Raw genomic sequence first — 25,241 nt, forward strand, 5'->3', positions numbered from 1 at the left:
TAAAGTACAACTTTGAGAAAATTTTACATCTGTGTTAGAGAGATATAGATTGGAGTGTCAATAAAGATGAGAAAATGGGCTGTTGCCATAACGGCTGCTCTTTTACTCTTATCTGGATGCAGTGATAAGAAGGAAACAGCTGTAGAGCCAGAAAAGGAAGTAAAGGAAGTTGAACCTGTAGAAGAAGTAGTTGCGGAGGATCCAACACCTTATCAATTTCCGCTGACAGGAGTCGCATCTGAAGAGGAAACGGATGGAAGAGCAGTTGCGGTTATGATTAACAATCATCCAAAAGCAAGACCACAATCCGGTTTACACAAGGCTGATTTTGTATATGAGATTCTTGCAGAAGGTGATGTAACTCGTTTTCTTGCTGTTTTTCAAAGTGAAGAACCTGATAATATCGGACCGGTTCGAAGTGCAAGGGATTATTACATCGACCTAGCGAAGGGACTTAATGCTCTTTATATTGCACATGGCTATAGTCCTGAAGCGAGGCAAATGCTTGAAAGTGGGTATATCGATAACTTAAATGGAATTGTATATGACGGAACATTATTTCAAAGGTCCAGTTCCCGAGTTGCACCGCATAATTCCTACATCACGTATGAAAATATCCTAAATGGTGTGGACCAAAGGAATTATTCCATGGAAGATTCGCCGCCGAAATTTACTTTTATGGCAGAGGAAGACAAAAATGCGATTATTGGGAACGAAGCTACATCTGTGATGATTACCTATTCAGGCAGCTCCATTTCTGATTCCTTTTTTGAGTATGATGCGTCTTCAGGGAAGTATAAGCGATTCTTTAGCGGCGGTCTGCAAACGGTCGATTTAGAATCGAATGAACCAGTGCTGGTAGATAACGTATTTATCATTGAAACCAGTCACCGTGTGATTGATTCTTCCGCAGGTCTAAAAGAGATTGACTTTCAATCTGGTGGAAAAGGCTATTTAATCCAGATGGGTAAGGTAATCGAAGTGGAATGGAAGAATGAGAACGGAACACTAGTACCAATGAAAGACGGATCACCTGCACCTTTAGTGCCAGGAAAAACATGGGTAAATGTAATGCCGTCAAACCCAGGGATTTCGAGCAGTATTTCTTTCAATGGCAATTAATATCTAACCAATTAAAAGGGGTAAAAAATATGCAGATAAACAAATTACGGGGGAAAGAGCTGGATCAACTTTTTAAGTCTGTGCTATCGTTAAAAGATCTTGAAGAGTGTTATCGATTTTTTGATGATTTATGTACGATTAATGAGATTCAATCATTAGCTCAACGCCTAGAAGTAGCAAGAATGCTTCGTGATGGTAACACCTATCATAAAATCGAGACCGAAACAGGTGCAAGCACGGCAACCATCTCACGCGTAAAGCGCTGCTTAAACTACGGAAACGATGCCTATGAGCTTGTTCTAGAGCGGGTAAAAGTAGAAGAGAAATAGAATGCAACGAAAACCGAAGAGCGAGTCTTCGGTTTTTTATTTTGCGGTTGGGTTTGATAGCGGGCTTGGTTCTTGGGCAGAGAACTGGCACAAAGTTTTGCCCCAAAAAGAGCCCCCGCCGAATTTGGGTAAGAACTAGCCCATGCTCTGCCCCAAAAATCCCCAAACCTAATTAAGTGAGACCCGACCCCAGCTGGCCTCATTCAAGTTAATTTTCTTGTAAAACTTGGTACTGATTTCATTTACTGTTTTCTTTTTGTATTGATACCGTAGTGCTATAATGGTTAATGGAATAATGATTGGATTGGGAGGATTTTGGGATGTATGATTTTCGCGAGTGGCGCCACGTGTTTAAACTCGACCCAAACAAACAGATATCAGACGAAAATTTAGAGAAAATTTGTGAATCAGGGACAGATGCTATAATAGTAGGCGGCACAGATGGTGTGACTCTTGAAAATGTCCTCGATTTAATGGCAAGAATCCGCCGCTATACCGTTCCTTGTGTGCTTGAGGTTTCTAGTCTTGACACCGTAACCCCCGGCTTTGACCTATACTTTATCCCAACAATCTTAAATAGCAGTGATGCCGAGTGGATTACCGGTCTGCATCACCAGGCGGTAAAAGAATTTGGTGAAATCATGGATTGGGAAGAAATCGTTATGGAAGGCTACTGCATATTGAATGAAGATTGCAAAGCAGCGAAACTAACCTCTGCCAAAACCGATCTAACCATTAATGATATAAGTTCGTATGCAATGATGGCGGAAAAAATGTTTCACCTTCCTATTTTTTACCTAGAGTATAGCGGTATATATGGAGATGTTAATGTAGTGGCTGACGCAAAGAAGACACTTAACAAAACCACCTTGTTTTATGGCGGGGGAATAACAAATATTGAGCAAGCGGTAGAGATGACTGCCCATGCTGATGTAATCGTAATCGGAAATGCTATCTATGATGATTTTGAATTAGCCTTAGCAACAGTGAAAGCAGTAAGGTAAGAGTTGCTTATACGGAAGAAGAGAGTTAAAATAAGAACAAATGTTTGCGTGGTGGTGGAAGAATGCAATATTTAACGGACAAGCTATTGAATGGTTTAAATCCAGAACAGCAAAATGCAGTAAAAGCAACAGACGGTCCACTTCTGCTCATGGCAGGTGCCGGCAGTGGTAAAACTCGAGTGCTTACACATAGAATTGCTTATTTAATTGTTGAAAAACGAGTCAATCCTTATAACATTTTAGCGATTACCTTTACGAATAAAGCATCTCGTGAGATGAGAGAGAGAATTAGTAAAATGATGGGCGGCGTGGCAGACGAAATTTGGATCTCCACCTTTCACTCCATGTGCGTAAGAATTTTAAGAAGAGATATCGACCGCATGGGGTACAACCGTAACTTTACGATTTTAGATACCGGTGATCAGCAGTCTGTCGTAAAAAGGATCCTAAAGGAAAAAAATATCGACCCGAAGAAATATGACCCGCGAGCGATATTAGGTTCGATTAGTTCGGCAAAGAATGAATTAATTGATCCAGAGGAATATGCAAAAACAGCAGGCGGCTATTTTGAACAGGTTGTTAGTGACGTGTACGAGAAATATCAAAAGCGTCTTCGCAAAAATCAAGCACTTGATTTTGATGACTTAATTATGCTGACCATTCAGTTGTTTAAACGAGTTCCTGAGGTGTTGGAATACTATCAGCGTAAATTTCAATATATTCACGTCGATGAGTACCAGGATACAAACAAAGCTCAATACTTATTAGTTAAACTGCTGGCAAATCGCTTCCAGAATCTTTGTGTTGTCGGGGATTCGGATCAGTCGATTTATCGCTGGAGAGGTGCCGATATTGCCAACATCCTTTCTTTTGAAAAAGACTACCCAAATGCGACGGTTATTTTGCTTGAGCAAAACTACCGCTCAACGAAAAGGATTTTGCTTGCTGCTAATAAAGTAATAGAAAACAATATGACCAGAAAAGCAAAAAACCTTTGGACTGAAAATCCAGAGGGCAATAAACTCGTCTATTATCGTGCGGACAGTGAGCAGGGGGAGGCCCAGTTCGTAGCGGGAAAAATTAAAGAAATAACTTTTAATAATGCTTGTAAACATTCGGACATTGCCATCCTTTATCGTACAAATGCACAGTCGCGTGTGATGGAGGAAGTACTTCTCAAATCAAATATCGAATACAGCATTGTCGGCGGAACAAAGTTCTATGACAGAAAAGAAATCAAGGATACGCTTGCCTACCTGCGTTTAATTTCGAATCCCTATGATGATTTCAGCTTGCAGCGAATTATCAACGTGCCAAAACGAGGCATTGGCTCAAGCTCGGTTGATAAAATGGCTGATTTTGCTGCGATGCATGATATCTCTATTTTCCAAGCACTAGACTCTGTTGAGTTAATGGGGTTAAGCCCAAAGATCACGAAGTCCGCGAGAGAATTTAGAGACTTAATTAGAAACTATACACAAATGCAGGAGTTCTTATCGGTAACAGAGCTTGTCGAAGCGATACTTGATAAGTCAGGCTATACAGAAATGCTTAAGGCTGAAAAGTCGCTTGAAGCACAAAGCCGCCTCGAGAACTTAGATGAATTACTTTCTGTAACCAAAAGCTTTGAGGAGTCAAGTGAAGATAGAAGTCTCGTTGCCTTTTTAACGGATTTAGCTCTTGTAGCAGATATTGATTCGCTTGATGAGGACGGCGAAGAAAAGGCTGATGCCATTACCCTGATGACATTGCACTCGGCAAAGGGATTAGAATTTCCTGTTGTCTTCTTAATTGGTATGGAAGAAGGGGTTTTCCCGCACAGCCGCTCGCTCATGGAAGAAGCAGAAATGGAAGAGGAGCGCCGTTTGGCTTATGTTGGAATAACAAGAGCAGAGCAAAAGCTTTTCTTGACCAATGCTCAGATGAGAACATTATTTGGCCGAACCAATATGAATCCAGCATCAAGATTCATTAAAGAAATTCCAGAAGATCTCTTAGAAGGAGTCGAACCAGAACAAAAAAGCACTCCATTCGGCTCAAGAGGCAGTTCTTTTGGCCGAGCTAGCAGTATGGCAAGCGGAGGCTCAGGCAGCAGTACGTTTGGAACTCCAGTTGCCAGAAAACCAGTTATGCGTCCTATTGCTTCGACGACTGGCGGGGACGAACTTGGCTGGAAGGTCGGCGATAAAGCCGAGCATGGTAAATGGGGAATCGGTACCGTTGTGAGTGTTAAGGGTGAAGGCGAAGGAACCGAGCTCGACATTGCGTTTCCAAGCCCAACCGGCATCAAACGATTACTTGCGAAATTTGCACCGATAAAAAAAGCATAATTTTGATAAAAGTATAAGCGCCTTGCTTATGACCCGAGCCCCTAGGCGCTGAAGCTACACATTGAAAATGCCCCTTTAATGGGGCTATTCTAGTATTACATTCATTTCATATGAAAGGGCTGGTTAGATGGACCTTCAAATGGCTGAACAAAAAGTCAATGAAATCAAAACCCTCTTAAATCAATACGGGTATGAATATTACGTGTTAGATAAACCAACTGTTCCAGATGCAGAGTATGACCGTCTAATGGAGGAACTAATAGAACTTGAGGAAAAGTTTCCAAATTTAAAAACCCCAGATTCTCCATCAGAAAGAGTCGGAGGCAAAATCCTTGATCTTTTTGAAAAAGTAGAGCACCGGACGCCGATGTTGAGCCTAGGAAATGCCTTCAACGAACAGGATTTACGAGATTTTGACCGAAGAATACGCCAAGCGGTTGGCGATGAATTCTCCTATGTTTGTGAACTGAAAATTGACGGACTCGCTGTTTCACTGCGCTATGTAGATGGTTTGTTTGTTCAAGGAGCAACACGTGGGGACGGTTCTATTGGCGAAGAAATTACCGCTAATTTAAAAACGATTAAATCCATTCCACTTAGGTTAAGGGAAAACATGTCTTTGGAGGTTCGCGGCGAGGCTTTTATGCCGAAAAGGTCTTTTGAGGCTTTAAACAAAGCCAAGGAGGAACGTGGCGAAGATCTATTTGCCAATCCTAGAAATGCCGCTGCCGGTTCCTTAAGACAGCTTGATCCAAAGATTGCGGCATCCAGAAATCTCGATGTCTTTTTATATGGAATCGGCAATGCCGAGGAAACTGTGGCTGATTCTCATAGTAAAGGCCTTGATCTGCTGGACCGACTTGGGTTTAAAACAAATAAAGAACGACGTAAGTGTAAATCCATTGATGAGGTTATTGAATATGTAAATAGCTGGGTCGATCGGCGACCGGATCTGCCTTATGAAATAGATGGTATTGTGATTAAAGTAGATTCTTATAGTCATCAAAGTGAGTTGGGAACAACAGCAAAAAGTCCGCGCTGGGCGGTAGCCTATAAGTTTCCCGCAGAAGAAGTTGTCACGACTCTGATAGATATTGAATTAAGTGTTGGTCGAACCGGGGTTGTTACGCCTACTGCTATCTTAAAGCCTATAAAAGTTGCCGGAACTACCGTGCAGCGAGCGTCTTTACATAATGAAGACTTAATTCGTGAGAAGGATATTAAAATAGGTGATCAGGTGGTCGTCAAGAAAGCCGGAGATATCATCCCAGAAGTGGTGAATGTACTGGCTGAGCAGCGGACGGGTAGCGAAATGGACTTCGTTATGCCGACACATTGTCCGGAGTGTGAAAGCGAGCTAGTTCGCCTAGAAGGTGAAGTGGCCTTACGATGCATTAATCCAAAATGTCCCGCACAAATTCGTGAGGGTCTGATCCATTTTGTCTCACGTGATGCGATGAATATTGATGGATTAGGTGAAAAGGTGATAAGTCAGCTTTTTGCCGAAAAATTAATTAGGGATGTTGCAGATATCTATAAACTGACGCATGAGCAGCTGATTAGTTTAGAAAGAATGGGCGAAAAGTCAGTTACTAATCTGTTAAAAGCGATTGAGGCATCCAAGACTAACTCTCTTGAAAAATTGTTATTTGGACTGGGAATTCGTCATGTTGGGGCAAAAGCGGCTAAAACATTGGCTATTCAGTTTGGATCAATGGACCATTTGGCAAGAGCATCGAAGGATGATTTGATTGCTATTAATGAAATTGGCGATAAAATGGCTGATTCAATTGTCACGTATTTTGAAATGGAAGAGGCATCCGAGCTGATTGTAGAATTAAAAGCTGTCGGAGTGAATATGGAATACAAGGGAGCCAGACCTGTTTCTGTTGAGGATTCAGACAGCTTTTTTGCTGGAAAAACCGTGGTCCTTACAGGGAAATTAGAGCAGTTATCCAGAGGCGAAGCAAAGGAAAAGATTGAAGCACTTGGAGGGAATATAGCCGGTAGTGTGAGTAAAAAAACTCATCTCGTGGTTGCTGGAGAAGATGCCGGTTCAAAACTTACCAAGGCACAGGATCTGGGGATTGATATCTGGGACGAGGAGAGGCTATTGGCTGAACTAAATAAATAAGAGGTGTTAACGACGTGAGAAAACTCTCATTGCTCGCTCTAGTTCTTGTCTTGTTGCTCAGTGCATGCGCACCGAACTTTCAAAAGCAGGACAATGTGGTGAAAACAGAAGAAAAGGACGAAGAGAAAGCGATTATACCGAAATATAATATATCAGATAATTACTATCGGACCATTTTACCGTTTGTACCTGGGGAAGCACGCGGCTTGATTGTCAGCAATGTTAATACAAGGTATGACATTAATGAATTTGAAACAGGCTTAATGAGAATTGCCCAGCAAAGCTTTGATCCTAAGACCTATCTTTTTCGTGAAGGACAAGAGATCAAACGTAATACCGTAAGGCTCTGGCTGAATCGAAAATACACCGAGCAGCAATTAGCTGAAAAAGGGGTAAAAGCAGAAAACAATATCGGATTAAACCCATTGCTGCAAGAGTCAGATGACCTTAAAGATAGTAACAATAAAAGCCCTATTTATTTGGCGCATATTCTCGAGCACAATTATTTAATCAAGGGTGAGAATGATGACACGGTTCGTTTAGGCGGTGTAGTCATTGGACTTGCATTAAATTCGGTTTATTATTACCAAACAGTCAAAGACGGTCCAGTATATGAAACAAAGATTGATTTTTCGACGATGGAAAGTGAAGGGAAAAAGATTGCCCAAGAAGTTCTTAACCGTCTGCGAGCAACGAAAAACCTAAAGGATGTCCCCATTACGATTGCCTTGTTTGAACAGCAAAGCAAATCTTCCGTTGTTCCTGGTACCTTTTTCACGTATACGACAGTGGACAAAGGTAGTTCAACCATTGATGGCTGGGAGCCAGTCGATGAAAAGTACTTTTTATTTCCTTCTACCCAGGCGCAAGAGTCACACCGGGATGATGTTACGGCATTCCTTAATTTTAAACAGGATGTTGAGAAATACTTTCCGAACTTTAATGGGGTAATTGGCCGTGCATTCTATGTAGGTGATCAATTTCAGGAACTGAATATATCGATTCCAATTCAGTTTTATGGAAAATCAGAGGCAATTGGGTTCGTTCAATATGTGACAGGACTAGTACTCGAACATTTTCCAAAGTACATTTCTGTTTCTGTAAGTGTTACATCCGTTGGTGGCCCTGAGGCATTAATCGTCAGAAAAGCAAATGAAACAGAACCGTTTGTTCATATTTATTAAGAGAGTCCGGCAGAAATGCTGGGCTTTTGTGATGCCTCTTATCATTGATAGTGTGAAATGAATCATGTTAGAATGAACAGTGTGTGAAAACGTTTTAATACATAGGAGGGTTATGTGATGGTGCAACCGTATAAGCATGAGCCATTTACTGATTTTACAATTGACGAAAACCGCCAGGCCTATTTAAATGCGTTAAAAACAGTCGAAGGTTACCTTGGGCAGGATTACGCTCTTGTTATTGGCGGCGAAAAAGTGACAACTGAGGATAAAATTGTTTCCTATAATCCATCTAATAAAGAAGAAGTGATTGGCCGCGTTTCAAAAGCGAGTCAAGAGCTTGCTGAACAAGCGATGCAAGCGGCAGTTGCTGCATATAAGACTTGGAAAAAAACAAAAGCAGAGGTACGTGCCGATGTCTTGTTTAAGGCGGCAGCGATTATCCGACGCCGTAAGCATGAATTCTCAGCTCTTTTAACAAAGGAAGCAGGCAAGCCGTGGAGAGAAGCAGATGCAGATACGGCAGAAGCAATCGATTTCCTTGAATATTATGCTCGTCAAATGCTAGCGATCAAAGATGGTGTTCCAGTTAATAGCCGTCCGAATGAATTCAATCGTTATAACTATATTCCGCTGGGAGTAGGGATCATCATTTCACCATGGAACTTCCCATTAGCGATTATGGCAGGAACAACTGTTGCAGCAATTGTGGCAGGTAATACGGTTCTTTTAAAACCAGCTTCTACTACCCCGATTGTTGCGGCTAAATTTGTAGAGGTAATGGAAGAAGCAGGCCTACCTGCAGGTGTATTAAACTTTGTTCCAGGTAGTGGGGCAGAGGTTGGCGACTATTTAGTGGACCATAAAGATACTCGTTTCATCAGCTTCACGGGTTCACGTGATGTCGGACTCCGTATTTTTGAGCGCTCTTCAAAATTGAGCCCAGGCCAAATCTGGATGAAGCGTTTAATTGCTGAAATGGGCGGTAAGGATACCATCGTGGTTGATTCAGAGGCAGACCTTGAGCTTGCTGCGCAGTCTATCGTAGCGGGTGCATTCGGTTTCTCTGGTCAAAAATGTTCAGCATGCTCACGCGCAATAGTTGTTGAGGATGTATATGACACAGTATTGAATCGTGTGGTTGAATTAACGAATGAATTATTATTAGGAGACCCAACAGAGCAAGGTACGTTTATGGGTCCAGTTAACGATAACAATGCCTTCAAAAAGATCATGGAATACGTTGAAATTGGCAAGCGGGAAGGCAGATTAATGACTGGCGGCGAGGGAGACAACTCAAAAGGATATTTTATTCAGCCAACTGTTTTTGCTGACCTTGATCCAAAAGCACGAATCATGCAGGAAGAAATTTTCGGTCCGGTGGTTGGTTTCACAAAGGCAAAGGATTTTACAGAAGCAATTGAAATTGCCAACAATACTGAGTACGGCTTAACAGGAGCAGTCATTACGACAAACCGTGCTCACCAAGAGCAGGCTCGTGAAGACTTCCATGTGGGGAACCTTTACTTCAACCGTTCTTGTACAGGAGCAATCGTTGGCTACCAGCCATTCGGCGGCTTTAACATGTCAGGTACCGACTCCAAAGCAGGCGGCCCAGATTACCTATTACTTCATATGCAAGCAAAAACGACATCTGAGATGTACTAATAATAGATTTAAAGAAGAAAGGCCCAATTCATTTGAATTGGGCTTTGTTTGGGTGCACTTCATCTAGAGTAAGTCAAATCATTTTCTTTATAAGTATTTTTCTTTTTTTTGAAATAATAAATATCAAATACCATTTGTATTCCTATCATATTTGGACGAGTGCCTCGGCTTCATTATTTCACCTATGTACGTTTACCTTATTCATACTATTAAAGTACTTTAATAAGAAGGTGGAATGGTTTTAGTGAATCGACATATACCTCTCTATGAAGGTCAATTTGATACGAATGATATATTTATCATAAGTGCAATTATTATCTTATATTTGCTTATTTGCTTATCACCGAAGATTTTTTCAAAAAAGAGTACCTCTTTTTTATTAGTTTTTTATAGTATTACAATTGCAAGCATCTTTGACAATTCCATTGGTGCTCACATCTTTGACTACTACGATATTATGGATGGTAAAAAATATACCATCATGGATCTAGTTGTCTATTTAGTATATGGGCCTTTTGGATATTTTTTTATTTACATCTATGAACGGTATAAAATAAGGGGTCATTGGGTTCTCATTTACCTGTTAGCTTGGACGTTTGTAAGTCTGTTATTTGAGTTTCTTAACGTAAGATTGGGTGTGTTTACATATAAAAATGGGTATAAGTGGTACTTTTCTATTCCCATTTATATGTATGTGCAATTGCTTTTGTTTTACTTATATAAACTAATAATTAAAGAAAACAAGGTGATCTAATAGGTAGGTTCGAAAAATTTTGAGTCGCGGAAGACCTAAGGGCTAACTCGAAACAGGTGACTATATCCATGTTGACGGGGAAGCTGGAGAAAAATTGAAAAAGGTGGGATGACCAATCCCACCTTTTTCGGTTGCTAATTATTATATTGTATCAACCTTCTTTTATTTAAACGCATAATTATATAAGCCAAAGTATAAAGGTCCAAGTAAGACGATTAAAGTGATTCCGATAATCGCTAGTTTAACGGATTGAGGTGTCTGATCATCATCTTTGACATCTTCATGGAAATTTTTGAAGCTAAAATAAACATCCCATAATATAGCGATTACAAAGACAAATTTCCATACAAGAGGAATAAGGAATTGATTATTTGTAACATAACCAAACAAACCGATCCAAGTGATGACGGAAAATATAAAATCTACTATACCAATAGTTGTTTCATACTTGGTGAGTAGTATTCCAACCACAGCTATTGCTAGAAATCCTAAGTAACAATACCAAAAAATATCAATCATATTTATTTGCTCTTTCCCTATAATTTTATGAATAAAACAATTTAATAATAGTTATCCAAGAACTCATTTATTACACGATTAATATGTACTAAATGATGTTCTGATGGAAAATGTCCCATATCTATTGTTTCAATTTTTTTAAGATTGGGGATAATCTCCTTTGCTTTAAGACTCACCTTTTCGGCAGGGAAGAAGACATCGTTCCTTCCTGTGATCACCATGGTTGGCGAACTATAGTGGATCAACTCTTCTTTTGTTGTTAACTTTGGCATGTCCTGCTCAAGTTTTACGTGTTTGAAAATATGACTAATAACCTCTTTATCCAGTTCCTTCATACTTCGTTCAGACATAATATCAGCAATTTTATTCATATGACTCTTTTTATCGGTTATTTTATAAAGCATTAAGGGAACTAAGATTTTCTTAATCATCTCCCATTTTGATCCGAGCTGAATCCCCGCCGGGCAAACTAAAATAGCACAAGCAATTTTTTCAGGCATATGGGCAGCCAGTCTTAGCGTAATCCCCCCACCGTAAGAGGGGCCAAGAAAGGCAGACCTTGGAATTTGAAAGTGAGCCATTAATTCAGAAATCCACTGTGCAAAACTAGCATCTTTGGCAGAAATTCTATTTTCGTCACTAAAGCCAGGATGCCCGATCGTGTCCGGAGCATAGACTCTGTACTCTTTTAACAAGGGAGTGAACCATGATAATGTCATAGGATTAATGCAGTTTCCGCCCTGGAAGATGAATAATGGTTTCCCATCCTTAGGCCCGGCTACTAACACATGAGTGTTTCCAAAGGAGGTTTGAACATAACTTCTTTCGAAATCCACTCCTATTTGCTCTAAGTAATGTTCATAATCATTAGCAAGTGCTTGCTTTCCTGTACTATCTTTATAGATTAAATGTTTCTCCATTACACACCTCATTTTCTATTTCTTAATAGGTAATATTTTTGTCAGTTGCAACTGCTTTAGCAATTTTCTTACCTTTCATCCCAAAAAAGAACCTTAGTATTCCGATACGGCAAATAATAAGATGGTAAAGAAGCATAATGATGACAAAGGATCCGCCTACTAGGAAGCTAACCTTAAGCGGCAGCGGCCAAGAAAGATCATAGATTTGATAGCCTAGCAGGACGATTACAGGCTGATGCAAAATATAGAACGGCATAGAGGCTTCGCTTCCATATTTTAAAAAGCGGTTAGACTTCTTCAAATATTTATCCGCAAAATAGAAGATACATAGTAACCAGCTCCAACAATTTATCACTTGAACAGCAAAGAAGATGGTATCTGCTATGGAACCCGATTGCGGAAACTTATCCATAAACATATAAATGAATACAACTGAGGTAATAACAGCAATGGTTAAATGAATTTTATAAGTCCGCTTCACTGCCTCTTTAAAGCCCTCATTAGAGAAAAAATAAAACCCATAAATAAAGGTTACTAGATAAAATAGCAGATCCCAGCCGCCTAGATTAACTGTTTCAACTACTCCTGTGCCAAATAATAGGAGGGGAAGAACGACAAAATGCACCATGCTAAACTTGGCATTCCCCGAAAACTTTTTAAATAAAGGCAAGGTTAGAAAAGAAAAAATTAATAATAGAAATAAGTACCACAAATGCAAGCCAAAGAATGCAAAGTTCCCCGTTCCGCCAATTTCTAAATACACACCGTTAAGAAAGTGGGGAAGAAAGTCGATCAATGAACCGGTAAATTGATTGTGAGTCATCCTCTCAATATAGACTTGGTGAACCGTTAGAAAGACTACACCAAATAAAAGCGGTACTCCTAAACGCAAGAGGCGTTCATGGAGATAATCTTTAGCTGTTCGCTTCTTTAATGCATAGAACACACTAATTCCAGAGACGGCAAAAAAGATTGGCATCAACCATGAGCCAACAAATAGTGAAAATGCTAGAATACTTCCTGAATCTAGTTGATTATTTTTTACATGCCAAGGAAATGGATTAAAGAACATTGCACAATGATAGAGAAAAACAGCTAATGTAGCTAACACACGAATCCAATCTAGGTTATACTGCCTTTTAATCGTTCCAGCCATAACTCACCCCACAAAAAAGATAAAAGTCTCTACTGTAATATAATTCCAAGCAAATACAATTATCCAACGATTTACCGATTATGACAATAATGTGAAAATGTTCACAACCATACTGTGAAATGTGACGTACCTCACAATTTTTTAGGTCCTCCGAGATTACAATATAACTATAAGGAAAACCATAATAAACGTAAAAACCGATGATATATATAACATATAAGGAGCGATCCACATGAAGAAACTAGTGATGATTGGGAATGGGATGGCCGGCGTTAGAACGATTGAAGAAATTCTTAAGCTTTCAACAGAGTTTGAGATTACGATTTTTGGACAAGAGCCATATCCAAACTATAATCGGATTAAGTTATCTAATATTCTTCAGGGAGATACAAGCTTTGAAGAGATTATTATCAATCCATTAGATTGGTATAAAGAAAATAATATTCAACTATTTACTAGTGAGACGATTACGACGATTAACACAGAAGCGAAAAAAGTTATTTCTGACCAAGGCCGTGAAGTGGAATATGATGAACTAATTATCGCTACAGGATCAAAATCTTTCATTCTGCCGATTCCAGGAGCGGACAAAATCGGAGTAACTGGTTTTCGTGACATAAAAGATTGTGAAATGATGATCAAGTCAGCGGAGCAATATAAGAAGGCAGTAGTCATTGGCGGCGGACTTCTTGGACTTGAAGCTGCAAGAGGGCTGCTGAACCTAGGGATGAAGGTCGATGTCGTTCACCTGATGCCGCACTTAATGGAACGTCAGTTAGACCCAATTGCTTCCTCGATGTTAAAAGCCGAGCTTGAAACACAAGGCATGAACTTCCTAATGGAAAAAGAAACGGTTGAAGTCCTTGGCGACGAGCGGGTTAAAGGACTTCGTTTTAAAGATGGCACAGAAGTTGAAGCAGACCTTGTCGTCATGGCCATCGGAATCAAATCTAATATTGAAGTGGCAAGAAATAGCGGTATTTATGTAAACCGTGGCATCGTTGTGACTGACTATATGCAAACAAGTGCTTCGCATGTTTATGCGGTTGGAGAATGTGCCGAGCACCGTGAAATTGTTTATGGACTAGTTGCACCTTTATACGAACAAGGGAAGGTACTAGCTGAATATATTTGCGGAGTAAAATCCGAACCATATGAAGGCTCGGTGACAGGCACCCAATTGAAGGTTGCCGGCGTAGACCTTTTCTCTGCAGGTGAAATTTTTGAAGATGGCACGACAAAATCTGTTATGGTCTACAACGATTATGAAGGTAAGTATAAGCGAGTATTAGTACGAAATAATCGAATTGTCGGGATTGTGCTTTATGGAGACACAAAGGACAGTACTAGACTGTTCAGGATGCTGACGAAAAAAGAAGATATCTCAGGAGTTTCTATTTTTGAATCTCACTGTGGCGGAGCCGGAGCTACCGACGATGTTGCCTCAATGCCAAACGATGAACTTGTTTGCGGCTGTAATGGCGTAACAAAGGGTGCGGTTGTTGAGGCGATTAAGACACAAGGTTTGACGACATTAGATCAAGTAAGCCACTGTACAAACGCTGGCCGCTCTTGCGGACGTTGTAAGCCATTGGTCAATGATATTCTAGCCTATACGTTAGGTGACCAATTTGATGCATCCGCTGCTCAAAAAACGAGTATTTGTGGTTGTACAACCATTAGCCGTGAAGAATTAGTGGAAGAAATTAAAGCAAAAGGCCTCACAAGTGTGAAGGAAGTAATGAATGTCCTTGAATGGCACAATGAGGAAGGATGTTCAAAATGCCGTCCGGCCATCAATTACTACCTTGGTATGGTTCATATGGATGAGTATAAAGATGACCGTGATTCTCGTTTGGTCAATGAGAAAATGCATGCGAATATCCAGAAGGATGGAACCTACTCTGTGGTTCCAAGAATGTATGGCGGGGTAACAACTGCAGCAGATCTGAAAAAAATTGCTGAGGTTGCAGAAAAATATGAGGTCCCACTTGTGAAATTAACAGGCGGGCAGCGAATTGGTTTGTTTGGTGTTAAAAAAGAAGACCTGCCAAGCATGTGGGAAGAACTAGATATGCCTTCCGGTTATGCTTATGGAAAAACTCTTCGTACAGTTAAAACCTGTGTCGGTGCACAGTTCTGCCGCTACGGGACACAGGATTCGATGTCACTTGGTATCGAACTAGAGAAAAAATTTGAGCGTCTTGATACTCCGCATAAAGTAAAAATGGGTGTATCAGCGTGTCCAAGAAACTGTTCTGAAGCAGGAATTAAGGATATTGGCTTTGTCGGAATCGATGGCGGCTGGGAAATTTATGTCGCTGGTAACGGCGGTGTGGATCTTCGTGCAGGAGATTTGTTAGCTACCGTGAAAACAGAAGCAGCGGTAATGGAATTAACCGGAGCATATCTGCAATACTATTGCGAAACAGCCAATTATTTAGAGCGTACATCAAAGTGGGTAGAGCGTGTTGGCTTAGAACATGTGAAGGAAATTCTTGCAGACGAGGAAACAAGAAAAGCGTTAAATGAGCGGATGAATCAAACCTTACAGAAATATATTGAGCCTTGGAATGAAGCCATTCAAAGCGACGAAATAAAAGATAAATACTATATAAAACACATGATTAAGGCTGGGGAGTGATTAAAATGAACCTGACTAAAACCCGCGTTCTAGCAGCCAGCTATTTTAAGCTACCTGTTCAGGCAAGTTATTCAGTTACAATCAATGAGAAGGAAATGGTATTATTTAAATTAACAAACGGCGAGGTCTATGCAGTTGAAAACCGCAGCCCCCACCCTAAAGGCGGGGTGCTAGCAGGTGGACTCGTCAGCGGACAGTACGTATACTGCCCTTTATATGATTGGAAGATTTCATTGGCAGATGGAAAAGTGCAGGCTCCAGATGTGGGAGAAGTAAGGACTTTTGAGGTAATCGTTGAAGATGATGAGGTATATATCGTAGTATAACAAGAAAAGTGCAACTCGAGGGAAGGAAGGCTGCAGGATGAAAACAGGAAAAGTATTTCTAGTAGGAGCGGGGCCAGGAGATATTGGGTTAATTACAGTAAAAGGGTTGGAGGCAATTAAGCAGGCCGAAGTCATTTTATATGACCGGCTTGCCAATCCAAAGCTGCTAGAATTTGCCAAAGCAGATTGCGAGCTGATTTACTGTGGCAAATTACCTGACCGTCATATTTTACGTCAAGAAAACATCAATGAGCTTTTAGTCCAAAAGGGCTTAGAAGGAAAAGTGGTCACCCGTTTAAAAGGCGGCGACCCTGGTGTTTTCGGCCGTGTTGGTGAAGAGGCAGCAGCCCTTGCCCAGCACCAAATTCCATTTGAAATTGTTCCTGGCATTTCATCGGGGATTGCAGCCCCCCTTTATGCAGGCATTCCTGTTACCCATCGAGAGCATGCGGAATCCTTTGCGGTCGTAACCGCCCATGATAAATCAAACGAAGGAAAGCCAATGCTGGATTGGGAAGGCTTAGTCCGCGGTATTGATACAATTGCTTTTTATATGGGGGTAGGGAATCTACCTTATATCTGTGAAAAACTGATGGCTCATGGAAAGCCTTCTGTTACTCCCGTGATATTAATTCAATGGGGTACCTTTGGCCGCCAGAAAACATTACAAGGTACCTTAGAGGATATTTCTGTTAAGGTTCAAGAAGCAAAGTTTCATAATCCAGCTATTATCCTCGTCGGAGAGGTCATTTCACTACGTGAAAAAATCAGCTGGTTTGAAAAGAAGCCGTTGTACGGCAGGCAGGTATTACTGGCACGCACAGGTGAAAGTGTAAGTGAGGTCGCAAAGACGTTAATGGATAACGGTGCGGATGTCATCGAATTTCCAAAATGGAAAAAGACAATCCTTCCTTTTGATGTAGCGAAAGTGTCTGAATACGAGGAAATTCTATTCTCGTCTCCTGAAAGTGTTGGTGAGTTTTTTACAGCGGTAATCGTGCAAGGGATTGATATTCGTAAAATTAACGCAGATTTTTACGGACGCTCGATGAAAACCGTTAACAGGTTAAAAGAGCGTGGATTTCTTGCTAAACTGGAAGAGGAAAGACAGCCTTCAAGAAGGTTGCTAGTGGTTGGCGATGAAAGTATACTGAACCAAAAGCGAGCGGATGCTACTGAGATACTCATAATGAGCAGAAAAGAGCTGGACGAGCAGTTCCTGCCAATTTTTCAAAGAATGTTAGAAGAAGCAGAGGTCAACACAGTTGTTTTCCCTAGCAGTGCTTCAGTTGAAGCCTTGGTTTCTGGATTGAATGCGTGCGGGATCGATGCGGCAAAATTATTAAAAGACTTGCAGGTCATCTGTATGGGCAAGCAGTCGTTAAGTGCTGTTGAAGGTGCAGGACTGCGGGCATCTGGGGTACCTAAAGCGGCTACAAAAGAAGCATTAGTAGATTACTTAATAGAGTTTAGAATTTAAGGCAAGCGGGGTGTGAACATGAAAACGAGCTATCCGATTATGGTTCAGCTGAAAGGGAAAAGCGTCGTCGTGGTCGGCGGAGGGAAGGTAGCGGAGCGAAAGGTGTCTAGCTTGCTGGATACTGGAGCTAGCATTATCGTGATTAGTCCTGAGGCAACAGAGCGATTAAAGAAGCTTGCTAGTGAAAAGAAAGTTGAGTGGCAGCAAAAGCAGTATTTGAGCGGCAACCTTACAGATGCCTTTATGATCTTTGCTGCTACAGACGACCGTGTGCTGAATCAAATGATCGGAAACGAAGCGGGGGACCATCAGCTCGTAACGATGGCTGATGACCCGGAAGGTTCAGATTTTCATGTTCCAGCACAGCTGCATCGCGGGCGGCTAACCATCGCCATATCTACAGACGGTGCAAGTCCAAAGCTCGCAAGCCAAATTCGCGAACAGCTTGAACAGCAATTCGATTCTTCATACGAGGATTATTTGGAATTTCTCTACCAAACTCGCCAAAAGATTTTGAGAGAAGTAGAAGATCCCTTGTTGAAAAATAAACTTCTAACAGTGATCGTTAGTTCTGAGTTCTTAAACAGTCAGGATCGCGAAGGCAAATTTACTGAACTATACGAAAAGTTGAGAGCGGGTACCTAAACAGAGGTACTCGTTTTTTTGTGTTCGGTGGGGGAAGGTGAAAATGGCAGATAGATAAGCCAAAAAGGCAGATAGAATGTGGAATTTGGCAGATAGCGAGTGAGATGCCCTCTTTGAAGGCTTGGAAAGCATAGAATGATCTCTAAAAAAGGTAACTTAGTGACCTGAGCCAGGCACAAGACCTGGTTTTTTGAGCTCTGTTGGGTGGGAGGATGGAAATGGCAGATAGAATGTGTATTTTGGAAGATAGAGCTACTGAAATGGCAGATAGAAGGTGGCTTTTGGAAGATAGCCCTATCAAAAAGGCAGATAGCAAGTGAAATCACCCTCTTTGAAGGCAGGAAAGGTAAAGAGTGACTACTAAAATGTAAAAAAGTAGTAACTTAGTGACCTGAGCCAGGCACAAGACCTGGTTTTTTGAGCTCTGTTGGGTGGGAGGATGGAAATGGAAGATAGCCCTACCAAATCGGCAGATAGAAGATGGCTTTTGGCAGATAGCCCAGCCAAAATGGCAGAAAGCAAGTGAGGCCGCCATCATTAAATTAAAGTCGGAGAAAATCAAGCTATCGTACGTATAAAAAAATGACAGAGTGGCGAGAAAGGAGGTAAAAAGAGAACTGAGGGTGGAGCATGAACGAGAAAATAGAAAATAGTTACCATATACTAGACCAATTACGCCTGCCACATGGACTTTACTTAGCGTCCTCATCAAGCGATTACAAATATGTATGGTTACGAGACTCCTTTTACATGTCACTTCCATACTTAAACCAAGATAATCATCTCTTTGAAAAAACCTACCATCGCATCTTAGATCTTTTTAAAGAATACGAATGGAAACTGGATATCCATACAAGCCAACGCCCGCGGGAGCAATGGGAATATCTTCACTCCAGATACTCTGCAGAGGATGTGAAAGAAATACCAACACCTTGGGGACATGCCCAGCATGATGCGATTGGCGCCATCCTCTGGGGGATCGGAATGGGAGAAAAAAGAGGGAAAAGAATCATCCGTGACCATAAAGACCACGAGATTGTTCAAAAACTTGTAGGGTACTTAGGCTGCGTTCAATACTGGGAAGATGCTGATAATGGGATGTGGGAAGAGTGGCGTGAGCTGCATTCAAGTTCTATCGGGGCATGTGCAGCTGGGCTTGAAGCCGTCAGAAATTTAGTGTTTGTGCCTGGAGAATGGATTGAAAACGGACAAAAGACTTTGACTGAACTTTTTCCACGTGAAAGTCATGACAGACCGTATGATTTAGCTCAACTCAGTTTAATCTACCCATACCAAATCCTGCAGGGGGAGGATGCCAGAATGGTTGTGGAGCAGGTAGAAGCGCAGCTATTGCGGGAACGTGGTGTTATCAGATACAAGGGTGATTCCTACTATTCAACCTTAGAGCAGGAAGGCCGGCATCATGACCTTGCATATTACCATGGTACCGAGGCCGAGTGGACGTTTGGTTTACCATGGCTGGCCCTTTGTTATTTAGAATTAGGAGACAATAAAAAGGCGAAGTATTATCTAACAAGAACGGAAAAGGTCATGCTTGAAGATGGCAGCTTGCCTGAGTTATATTTTGCACGGTCACATGAGTACAACACTAACACTCCCTTGGGATGGGGGAGTGCAATGTATATATTAGCACGAGAACAGTATGAACGATTGAACTAAGGAAAGGGACAGCTAAGCCTTTGGTTTAGCTGTCCCCTTTTAAGGCTTGTAAATATTGGGCATGAGTAGGAATTGCCCTTGCCTCCATGCAGTACTCGATTAACTGACGTAACCGGACAATTTGCTGAAACATTTGTTCATTTACCTCTGTCAAATAAGTGGTCTTATTTGAAGCAGGAGAGGAGGATATATTTATTCTCTCAGCTTGTGTAATTTGACTGACTTCTTCTAGTAACAACGTTAACTGGTCTTGTAAGCTTTTGTCGGCCTTCTCGAGCTCTTCAATCTTTTTTTCAATTTCAGATAATGGTATTGTCATGATTTTCTCCTTCTCTTTTTTATCATCTTTATGAGTTGTTTCAAAAGAATATGAGTTTAGTATTCGCAAGCTTGCCACCCGGCACCCATTCTTCATCTTTACATACATATAACATATAGGTAAATGGGGGGCTGTTTGGTATGAATAAATTTTGGCCAAAGCAATGGGAAAAAGCACTGCCTAATTTTCTAGGAGAAGATTTTTTTTCAAGCTTTGAACAGCTGGAAAAAATGGAACCGGAGACTATATCCCAATCAAAGATACCGGCTAATACCAAAAATAATATTTCCGGTATCCATGTTAATATTTATGAATCAGGACATGAGTTACTCTGTATTTTTAAGCTTCCTGGCCTAAAGCTAAAGGAAGTAGATCTAGATGTGTACGACCAGACGATTGAGGTTAAGGGCTCTGTTTTTGTGGAAGACAATGGCTTTCGGCCGGTTAGTAAAGAGATATACGAGGGACAAGTGGAAAGAAAAGTGAAATTACCTTACCCAGTCCGCAGTGATAAAATTGATGCGTCCTACCATCACGGGTACTTATTTATCCTATTACATCGTCTTATCAGAGCAGACGTACAGAAACCAAAAATATATATTGATGATTTAGAAAGAGGTTAATCAGTTTCAAATTGAAACTGATTTTTTTATTCCTGATTTGGAATAGGAGAAGCACTAGGAAAATATACATAAGTGTTAGATTTATAGGCTATTGGTAACAACAAGTTAGAACATTATGAGAAGTGGAGGTGCTGTAGTGGGTTTTTTTGATAACCATGGATTAAGCTTTCGGCAAAAACGAGCCATGAACAGTGTGCCGGATTCAGATTTATTAGGGCTTGAAAAAGCAGCTAAGGAAGCAAAAATACCAGAAATTGAAAAAAACAAGGAACTAAAACGGTCGGTAGAATATGGGCTGGAGGCTGCCCCCTCAATTGGAGACCGAACTATTTCAACCTTTACACGAGAATCACGGCCAGCGTACGCTAACATACCTACTTTTTTACGGACACCATTCTTAGAGGATGTACGCCGGGTTGGTGAATATGATGTGGCGTTCATTGGTGTTCCATTTGATATTGGAACAACCTATCGTGCAGGAACAAGGTTTGGACCTGAAGCGATTAGAAGGATTTCAAAGCTTTATACGAGCTATAGCTATGAAAAGGGTGTTGATTTAAAAGAGTCGTTAAAGATGTGTGATGTGGGTGATGTTTTTACGATCGCCAATATTGAAAAAAGCTTTGACCAGATCTTTAAAGCAGTATCCCATGTATTTACGCAAGGGACACTTCCTGTCATGCTTGGCGGGGATCATGCAATCGGATATCCATGCTTACGGGCGATTGCTGAACATGTTGATGGCAAGGTAGGAATTATTCACATGGATCGCCACCTTGATCTTCAGGAGAAAGACATGGATGAAAGGATGCATACAACTCCTTGGTTTCATGCTACGAATATCCCAAATGCTCCTGCATCAAACCTTGTCCAGGTAGGGGTTGGCGGTTGGCAGGTCCCTAGAGAGGCTGTAAAGAATGTTAGGAAATTTAATACGACCGTTATGACAATTGGTGATATGGAAAGATTAGGTGTCGAAAAGGTGGCTGAAATTGCCTTAGAAAGAGCCTGGAAGGGTGCGAAGGCTGTCTATTTGAGTGTGGATATTGATAGCTTTGACAGCGGTTTTGTGCCTGGAACAGGATGGCCGGAGCCAGGGGGATTCTTGCCGCGTGAAGGGTTGAAGTTCCTGGATTTGGTAGCAAGAGAAGGGATTTGTGGAATGGAGGTAGTAGAAGTATCACCTCCATATGATGTCAGCGACCAAACATCACTTTTAGCAACAAGAATTATTGCAGATGTACTGGCGGCAATGGTCGATGCTGGAAAGCTTGGCAAGAAATTTGCATAAGGGGTGATGAAGATGCATATCCCTGATGGGTTTCTTAGTCTTCCTGTCTGGGTGTCAACAGCTGCGATTGGAACCGCAGCTGTTGCCCTTGCAGTTAAGAAGACAAAGTTATCAGAGGAGAGTAATAATATTCCCTTAGTGGGAATTGTAACGGCCTTTATCTTTGCAGCACAAATGATTAACTTCCCTGTTGCTGGAGCGACATCAGGCCATTTAGCAGGTGGTGTATTGGCAGCGATTCTTTTTGGTCCTTGGCTGGCCACACTTGTTATGTCTGCTGTAATCATCATTCAATCGCTATTCTTTCAAGACGGTGGGATTACCGCGATTGGCGCCAATCTCTTAAATGTAGGGGTAATTGCTCCTTGGCTTGGTTATCTAGTCTATAAACTATTTGCAAAGTCAAAATCCAGAATAGTAAAATCCAGCGGGATTTTTATAGCAGCTTGGCTTTCATTAATGGCCGCTGCGGTAGCAGTATCAGTAGAGTTGTCACTTTCAGGGATCATTTCCTTTGGAGTCGTTCTAAAGGCGATGCTGACTTGGCATTCCATTATTGGTATCGGGGAAGGCATCATTACTGTTGTCATCGTGAACTATTTAATGCAGCGGGAGGATCAGCCATTTCAACTGTCAGTACAAAAGGAGTTATCATGATGAATAAAAGGATCTTATATTTTGTGCTTTTCACCTTAATTCTGGCCGTTTTTGTCTCACCCTTGGCATCCTCTAGGCCTGATGGCTTAGAAAGAGTTGCTCATGATTTAAGCTTCATAGAAAATGAAAAAAATCCATTTTATGAGGTTTTCCCAGATTACAGTTTATCCTTCATTCCAATTGAGTATCTAAGTACAGCCTTCTCGGGGCTTTTTGGACTATTAATTATAGCCGCACTTACATTAGCTAGTTTGTGGTTGGTGAGAAAGTTTAATCGAACATAATAAATAGGATGAGGTCTTGCTAAGTATTGCTGCTGCAGACCTCATCCAGCTTTGAGGGTGAGAGGGATGGCTGGAGGTTTTTTTGATATTTCTGAGGCAGGGGCTAAAAGAAAGATTATTAACTCTACACGCTTGAGAGTATTATTCTTATTTATCCTCCTGGGTATATCTGCTTCACTAAGAAGTTTTATCTGGATTGGTGTATTATCCAGTGTGGCAATGGGCCTGTGTTTGTGGGCAGGAATTAGATGGAAATATGTATTTCTTCGAATGCTGTTTTTAATTCCATTTGGGTTGGGAGCCATTATTCTACTTCCTTTTACAGTTGACGGAACGGAAAAAACATGGCTTTTAGGATTGACTGTTTCGGAAGAAGGTTTATCTACCGCTATTTTATTAGTTTGTAAGTTATTTGTCTGTCATTTTATTCTTTGTCTCTTGTTGTCCACAACCTCGCCAGCAGAACTGTTTAAGACCATGAGTCAGCTGGGGGTGCCCTTTATATTGGTTGAAATTATGAAATTCACGATGAGGTATTTAGCTGTTCTTTTTGAAGAGGTTGAGAGAATGATGGAGGCTCAGCAAGCGAGAGGTCTTACTTTTAAAATCTTTGCTTCCTGGAGGTCTTATAAACGGTCAGGGGAGTTATTAGGGGTATTACTCATTCGCTCTTATCACAGAAGCAAGAGAATTCATGAAGCAATGGTCTCGCGTGGCTATAATCTAAACCAGAAGGGGCAGTGATCCATTCAATGTTTGCCGTCGAAATGAATAACCTTACCTATCGTTATCAAAATGGCCTTGAGGCACTGAAGAACATTAATATTCAAATTCCAGCAGGAGCAAAGGTAGCATTATTAGGACCAAATGGAGCAGGGAAATCGACCTTGCTACACCAGCTTAATGGGTTAAAACTACCTCATGAAGGATCGATTAAAATCATGGGGAAAGAATTAACTAAGAAAACAGCAACCTCCATCCGCAGTATAGTAGGACTAGTCTTTCAAGATCCAGATGATCAAGTTTTCTCTGCTACAGTATGGGAGGATGTAGAATTTGGCCCGCGGAATTTAGGCATGTCTGAAAAGGAGATACAAGAGGTCTGTTTTGCGGCATTAGGCAATGTTGGCATGCTCGATCATAAGGACAGGGCTCCGTATCATTTGAGTTATGGCCAGAAAAAAAGGGTAGCGATTGCTGGTGTGCTGGCCATGAAACCAGAGGTTGTTATCTTAGATGAACCGATGTCCTATTTGGATCCCTCTGGCCAGGATGATGTTGCAGGAGTGTTGCAAGGGCTAAACTTCATGGGAAAAACAATCATTTTGTCTACACATGATGTTAACTTCGCTGCATCGTGGGCAGATATGGTCATCATTTTAAAAGAGGGTGAGCTGCTGGCAACGGGCGGGATCGATTTATTGGTGGATGAAGAGATTATTAGGAGGGCTAAGCTGCATTTGCCAATTGTCGCTAGAATCTTTAGGATGATTCCAGATCTAGTGCCTGAAAAACTTCCAAAAAATGAGCATGAAGCAGCCCGCCTGTTATACAATATATTAACAAATCAGGAAAAAGGGTTATATAATTAAGAGTTATTTTGTTCACCCTCACCAGCTTCATCTGGCTCACCAGCGGGGTCTTCCATTTCCTCAGTATCCATGTCATTTAAGTGGACAGGTCCATTTTCTGTAAGGAGCTTTTTAAGCTCTTCAGCTTCACTGAGTGCTGTTAATCCTACTAGCAGCGTTCCAGAGAGCTCTTGGACACTCAAATCCTGAATTTTATAATTTATATTTTCGATGGTTATCGGTTTAATATTTTTTATTTCTTCCTTTAATTTTTTGTTCTCCTCTTCGATTTTGTTTAATTTTTCAAAGATTTGTTCAATAAGAGTGGAGGAGGAGTTTTGAGTTTCTTTTTCCTGTTCATCATTAAGATTTTTTTCAACATCCTCAATGTTCACGTACGGGGCTGGCATGTTTTTCTCAGGTGGGGCGACGTACTGATTATTAGGTGGATAATACGACCAATAAGGGTTGTTAGAGGACTGTGAATGAGACCTTTCTTGATTATAGGGATATGTGGGATATTGCCAATGGTAATACATTGCTTCACTCCTCCAATCAATTTAAGTTTAACATTTATTTAGCCGGTATCTGGCAGTCTTTTGTC

General features: G+C 41.1%; 24 protein-coding genes. 19 read left to right on the top strand and 5 right to left on the bottom strand.

Translation table 11 applies throughout. From position 1 onward, the window contains the following. Window positions 1-66 precede the first annotated feature (66 nt). From BTR25_RS05955 to BTR25_RS05990, 8 genes are all read left to right on the top strand, one after another. Window positions 67-1,122, top strand: coding sequence for a DUF3048 domain-containing protein (locus BTR25_RS05955; protein WP_075687121.1), 1,056 nt, complete (start codon window positions 67-69; stop codon window positions 1,120-1,122). A 29-nt stretch (window positions 1,123-1,151) separates the two neighbouring features. Further along, a complete protein-coding gene (locus tag BTR25_RS05960) occupies window positions 1,152-1,451 on the top strand; it encodes a YerC/YecD family TrpR-related protein (protein WP_075687123.1) in 300 nt (99 codons plus the stop codon). A 320-nt stretch (window positions 1,452-1,771) separates the two neighbouring features. Continuing rightward, complete coding sequence (pcrB, locus tag BTR25_RS05965; protein ID WP_075687124.1) at window positions 1,772-2,455, top strand: heptaprenylglyceryl phosphate synthase; 684 nt, start codon at window positions 1,772-1,774, stop codon at window positions 2,453-2,455. Between the two features lie 62 nt (window positions 2,456-2,517). Beyond that, on the top strand, window positions 2,518-4,785 hold the full coding sequence (gene pcrA, locus BTR25_RS05970; RefSeq protein ID WP_075687126.1) for a DNA helicase PcrA: 2,268 nt from the start codon (window positions 2,518-2,520) through the stop codon (window positions 4,783-4,785). A 127-nt stretch (window positions 4,786-4,912) separates the two neighbouring features. After that, on the top strand, window positions 4,913-6,919 hold the full coding sequence (ligA, locus tag BTR25_RS05975; RefSeq protein WP_075687128.1) for an NAD-dependent DNA ligase LigA: 2,007 nt from the start codon (window positions 4,913-4,915) through the stop codon (window positions 6,917-6,919). 14 nt (window positions 6,920-6,933) lie between these two features. After that, window positions 6,934-8,103: a CamS family sex pheromone protein gene (locus BTR25_RS05980; protein WP_075687130.1), complete on the top strand. Its 1,170-nt coding sequence runs from the start codon at window positions 6,934-6,936 to the stop codon at window positions 8,101-8,103. A gap of 117 nt (window positions 8,104-8,220) precedes the next feature. Continuing rightward, a complete protein-coding gene (pruA, locus tag BTR25_RS05985) occupies window positions 8,221-9,768 on the top strand; it encodes an L-glutamate gamma-semialdehyde dehydrogenase (protein ID WP_075687132.1) in 1,548 nt (515 codons plus the stop codon). A 244-nt stretch (window positions 9,769-10,012) separates the two neighbouring features. Further along, window positions 10,013-10,522: a hypothetical protein gene (locus tag BTR25_RS05990; RefSeq protein WP_075687133.1), complete on the top strand. Its 510-nt coding sequence runs from the start codon at window positions 10,013-10,015 to the stop codon at window positions 10,520-10,522. 162 nt (window positions 10,523-10,684) lie between these two features. Here BTR25_RS05990 and BTR25_RS05995 read toward each other — a convergent pair whose 3' ends face one another. From BTR25_RS05995 to BTR25_RS06005, 3 genes are read right to left on the bottom strand one after another with little or no spacing between them, the layout of a single operon-like run. Further along, window positions 10,685-11,041 carry a hypothetical protein gene (locus BTR25_RS05995; RefSeq protein WP_083652251.1) on the bottom strand — a complete coding sequence of 119 codons (357 nt, stop codon included), beginning with the start codon at window positions 11,039-11,041 and terminating at the stop codon, window positions 10,685-10,687. A gap of 41 nt (window positions 11,042-11,082) precedes the next feature. Next, window positions 11,083-11,961, bottom strand: coding sequence for an alpha/beta fold hydrolase (locus BTR25_RS06000; protein WP_075687135.1), 879 nt, complete (start codon window positions 11,959-11,961; stop codon window positions 11,083-11,085). A 22-nt stretch (window positions 11,962-11,983) separates the two neighbouring features. Then, window positions 11,984-13,117, bottom strand: a complete 1,134-nt coding sequence (locus BTR25_RS06005) for an acyltransferase family protein (RefSeq protein ID WP_075687137.1) — start codon at window positions 13,115-13,117, stop codon at window positions 11,984-11,986. Window positions 13,118-13,343: 226 nt separating this feature from the next. Between BTR25_RS06005 and nirB the strand changes: the two genes are divergently transcribed. From nirB to BTR25_RS06030, 5 genes are all read left to right on the top strand, one after another. Next, window positions 13,344-15,761, top strand: a complete 2,418-nt coding sequence (gene nirB, locus BTR25_RS06010) for a nitrite reductase large subunit NirB (RefSeq protein WP_139311181.1) — start codon at window positions 13,344-13,346, stop codon at window positions 15,759-15,761. A 5-nt stretch (window positions 15,762-15,766) separates the two neighbouring features. Further along, window positions 15,767-16,087, top strand: a complete 321-nt coding sequence (nirD, locus tag BTR25_RS06015; protein ID WP_075687140.1) for a nitrite reductase small subunit NirD — start codon at window positions 15,767-15,769, stop codon at window positions 16,085-16,087. A gap of 37 nt (window positions 16,088-16,124) precedes the next feature. After that, complete coding sequence (gene cobA, locus BTR25_RS06020) at window positions 16,125-17,567, top strand: uroporphyrinogen-III C-methyltransferase (RefSeq protein ID WP_075687142.1); 1,443 nt, start codon at window positions 16,125-16,127, stop codon at window positions 17,565-17,567. An 18-nt stretch (window positions 17,568-17,585) separates the two neighbouring features. Then, window positions 17,586-18,212 carry an NAD(P)-binding protein gene (locus BTR25_RS06025; RefSeq protein ID WP_075687144.1) on the top strand — a complete coding sequence of 209 codons (627 nt, stop codon included), beginning with the start codon at window positions 17,586-17,588 and terminating at the stop codon, window positions 18,210-18,212. A 630-nt stretch (window positions 18,213-18,842) separates the two neighbouring features. Then, entirely contained in the window at window positions 18,843-19,892 is a 1,050-nt protein-coding gene (locus BTR25_RS06030; protein WP_075687146.1) for a glycoside hydrolase family 15 protein, read from the top strand. A gap of 25 nt (window positions 19,893-19,917) precedes the next feature. On the opposite strand, the gene BTR25_RS06035 is transcribed toward BTR25_RS06030, so the two are convergent. Continuing rightward, a complete protein-coding gene (locus BTR25_RS06035) occupies window positions 19,918-20,211 on the bottom strand; it encodes a hypothetical protein (protein WP_139311182.1) in 294 nt (97 codons plus the stop codon). A 140-nt stretch (window positions 20,212-20,351) separates the two neighbouring features. Here BTR25_RS06035 and BTR25_RS06040 point away from each other — a divergent pair, with 140 nt between their 5' ends. The 6 genes from BTR25_RS06040 to BTR25_RS06065 all read left to right on the top strand — a co-directional run bounded on the left by BTR25_RS06040 (window position 20,352) and on the right by BTR25_RS06065 (window position 24,658). Further along, window positions 20,352-20,834, top strand: coding sequence for an Hsp20/alpha crystallin family protein (locus BTR25_RS06040; RefSeq protein ID WP_075687150.1), 483 nt, complete (start codon window positions 20,352-20,354; stop codon window positions 20,832-20,834). Between the two features lie 136 nt (window positions 20,835-20,970). Further along, entirely contained in the window at window positions 20,971-22,125 is a 1,155-nt protein-coding gene (locus tag BTR25_RS06045; RefSeq protein ID WP_217696958.1) for an agmatinase family protein, read from the top strand. 12 nt (window positions 22,126-22,137) lie between these two features. Then, window positions 22,138-22,782 carry an energy-coupling factor ABC transporter permease gene (locus BTR25_RS06050; RefSeq protein WP_075687152.1) on the top strand — a complete coding sequence of 215 codons (645 nt, stop codon included), beginning with the start codon at window positions 22,138-22,140 and terminating at the stop codon, window positions 22,780-22,782. After that, a complete protein-coding gene (locus BTR25_RS06055; protein ID WP_075687154.1) occupies window positions 22,779-23,066 on the top strand; it encodes a PDGLE domain-containing protein in 288 nt (95 codons plus the stop codon). The genes BTR25_RS06050 and BTR25_RS06055 overlap by 4 nt, the downstream gene beginning before the upstream one ends. A 66-nt stretch (window positions 23,067-23,132) precedes the next feature. Next, window positions 23,133-23,810: a cobalt ECF transporter T component CbiQ gene (gene cbiQ, locus BTR25_RS06060; RefSeq protein ID WP_075687155.1), complete on the top strand. Its 678-nt coding sequence runs from the start codon at window positions 23,133-23,135 to the stop codon at window positions 23,808-23,810. Beyond that, window positions 23,807-24,658: an ATP-binding cassette domain-containing protein gene (locus BTR25_RS06065; protein WP_254842638.1), complete on the top strand. Its 852-nt coding sequence runs from the start codon at window positions 23,807-23,809 to the stop codon at window positions 24,656-24,658. Before cbiQ ends, BTR25_RS06065 begins: the two co-directional genes overlap by 4 nt. Here the strand turns inward: BTR25_RS06065 and gerPC are convergent. Continuing rightward, window positions 24,655-25,176, bottom strand: coding sequence for a spore germination protein GerPC (gerPC, locus tag BTR25_RS06070; RefSeq protein ID WP_075687158.1), 522 nt, complete (start codon window positions 25,174-25,176; stop codon window positions 24,655-24,657). The two genes, BTR25_RS06065 and gerPC, sit on opposite strands and share 4 nt — an antisense overlap. Window positions 25,177-25,241 lie beyond the last annotated feature (65 nt).

This window comes from Bacillus sp. MRMR6 (genome assembly GCF_001940785.1).
Taxonomy (GTDB): Bacteria; Bacillota; Bacilli; order Bacillales; family Cytobacillaceae; genus Neobacillus.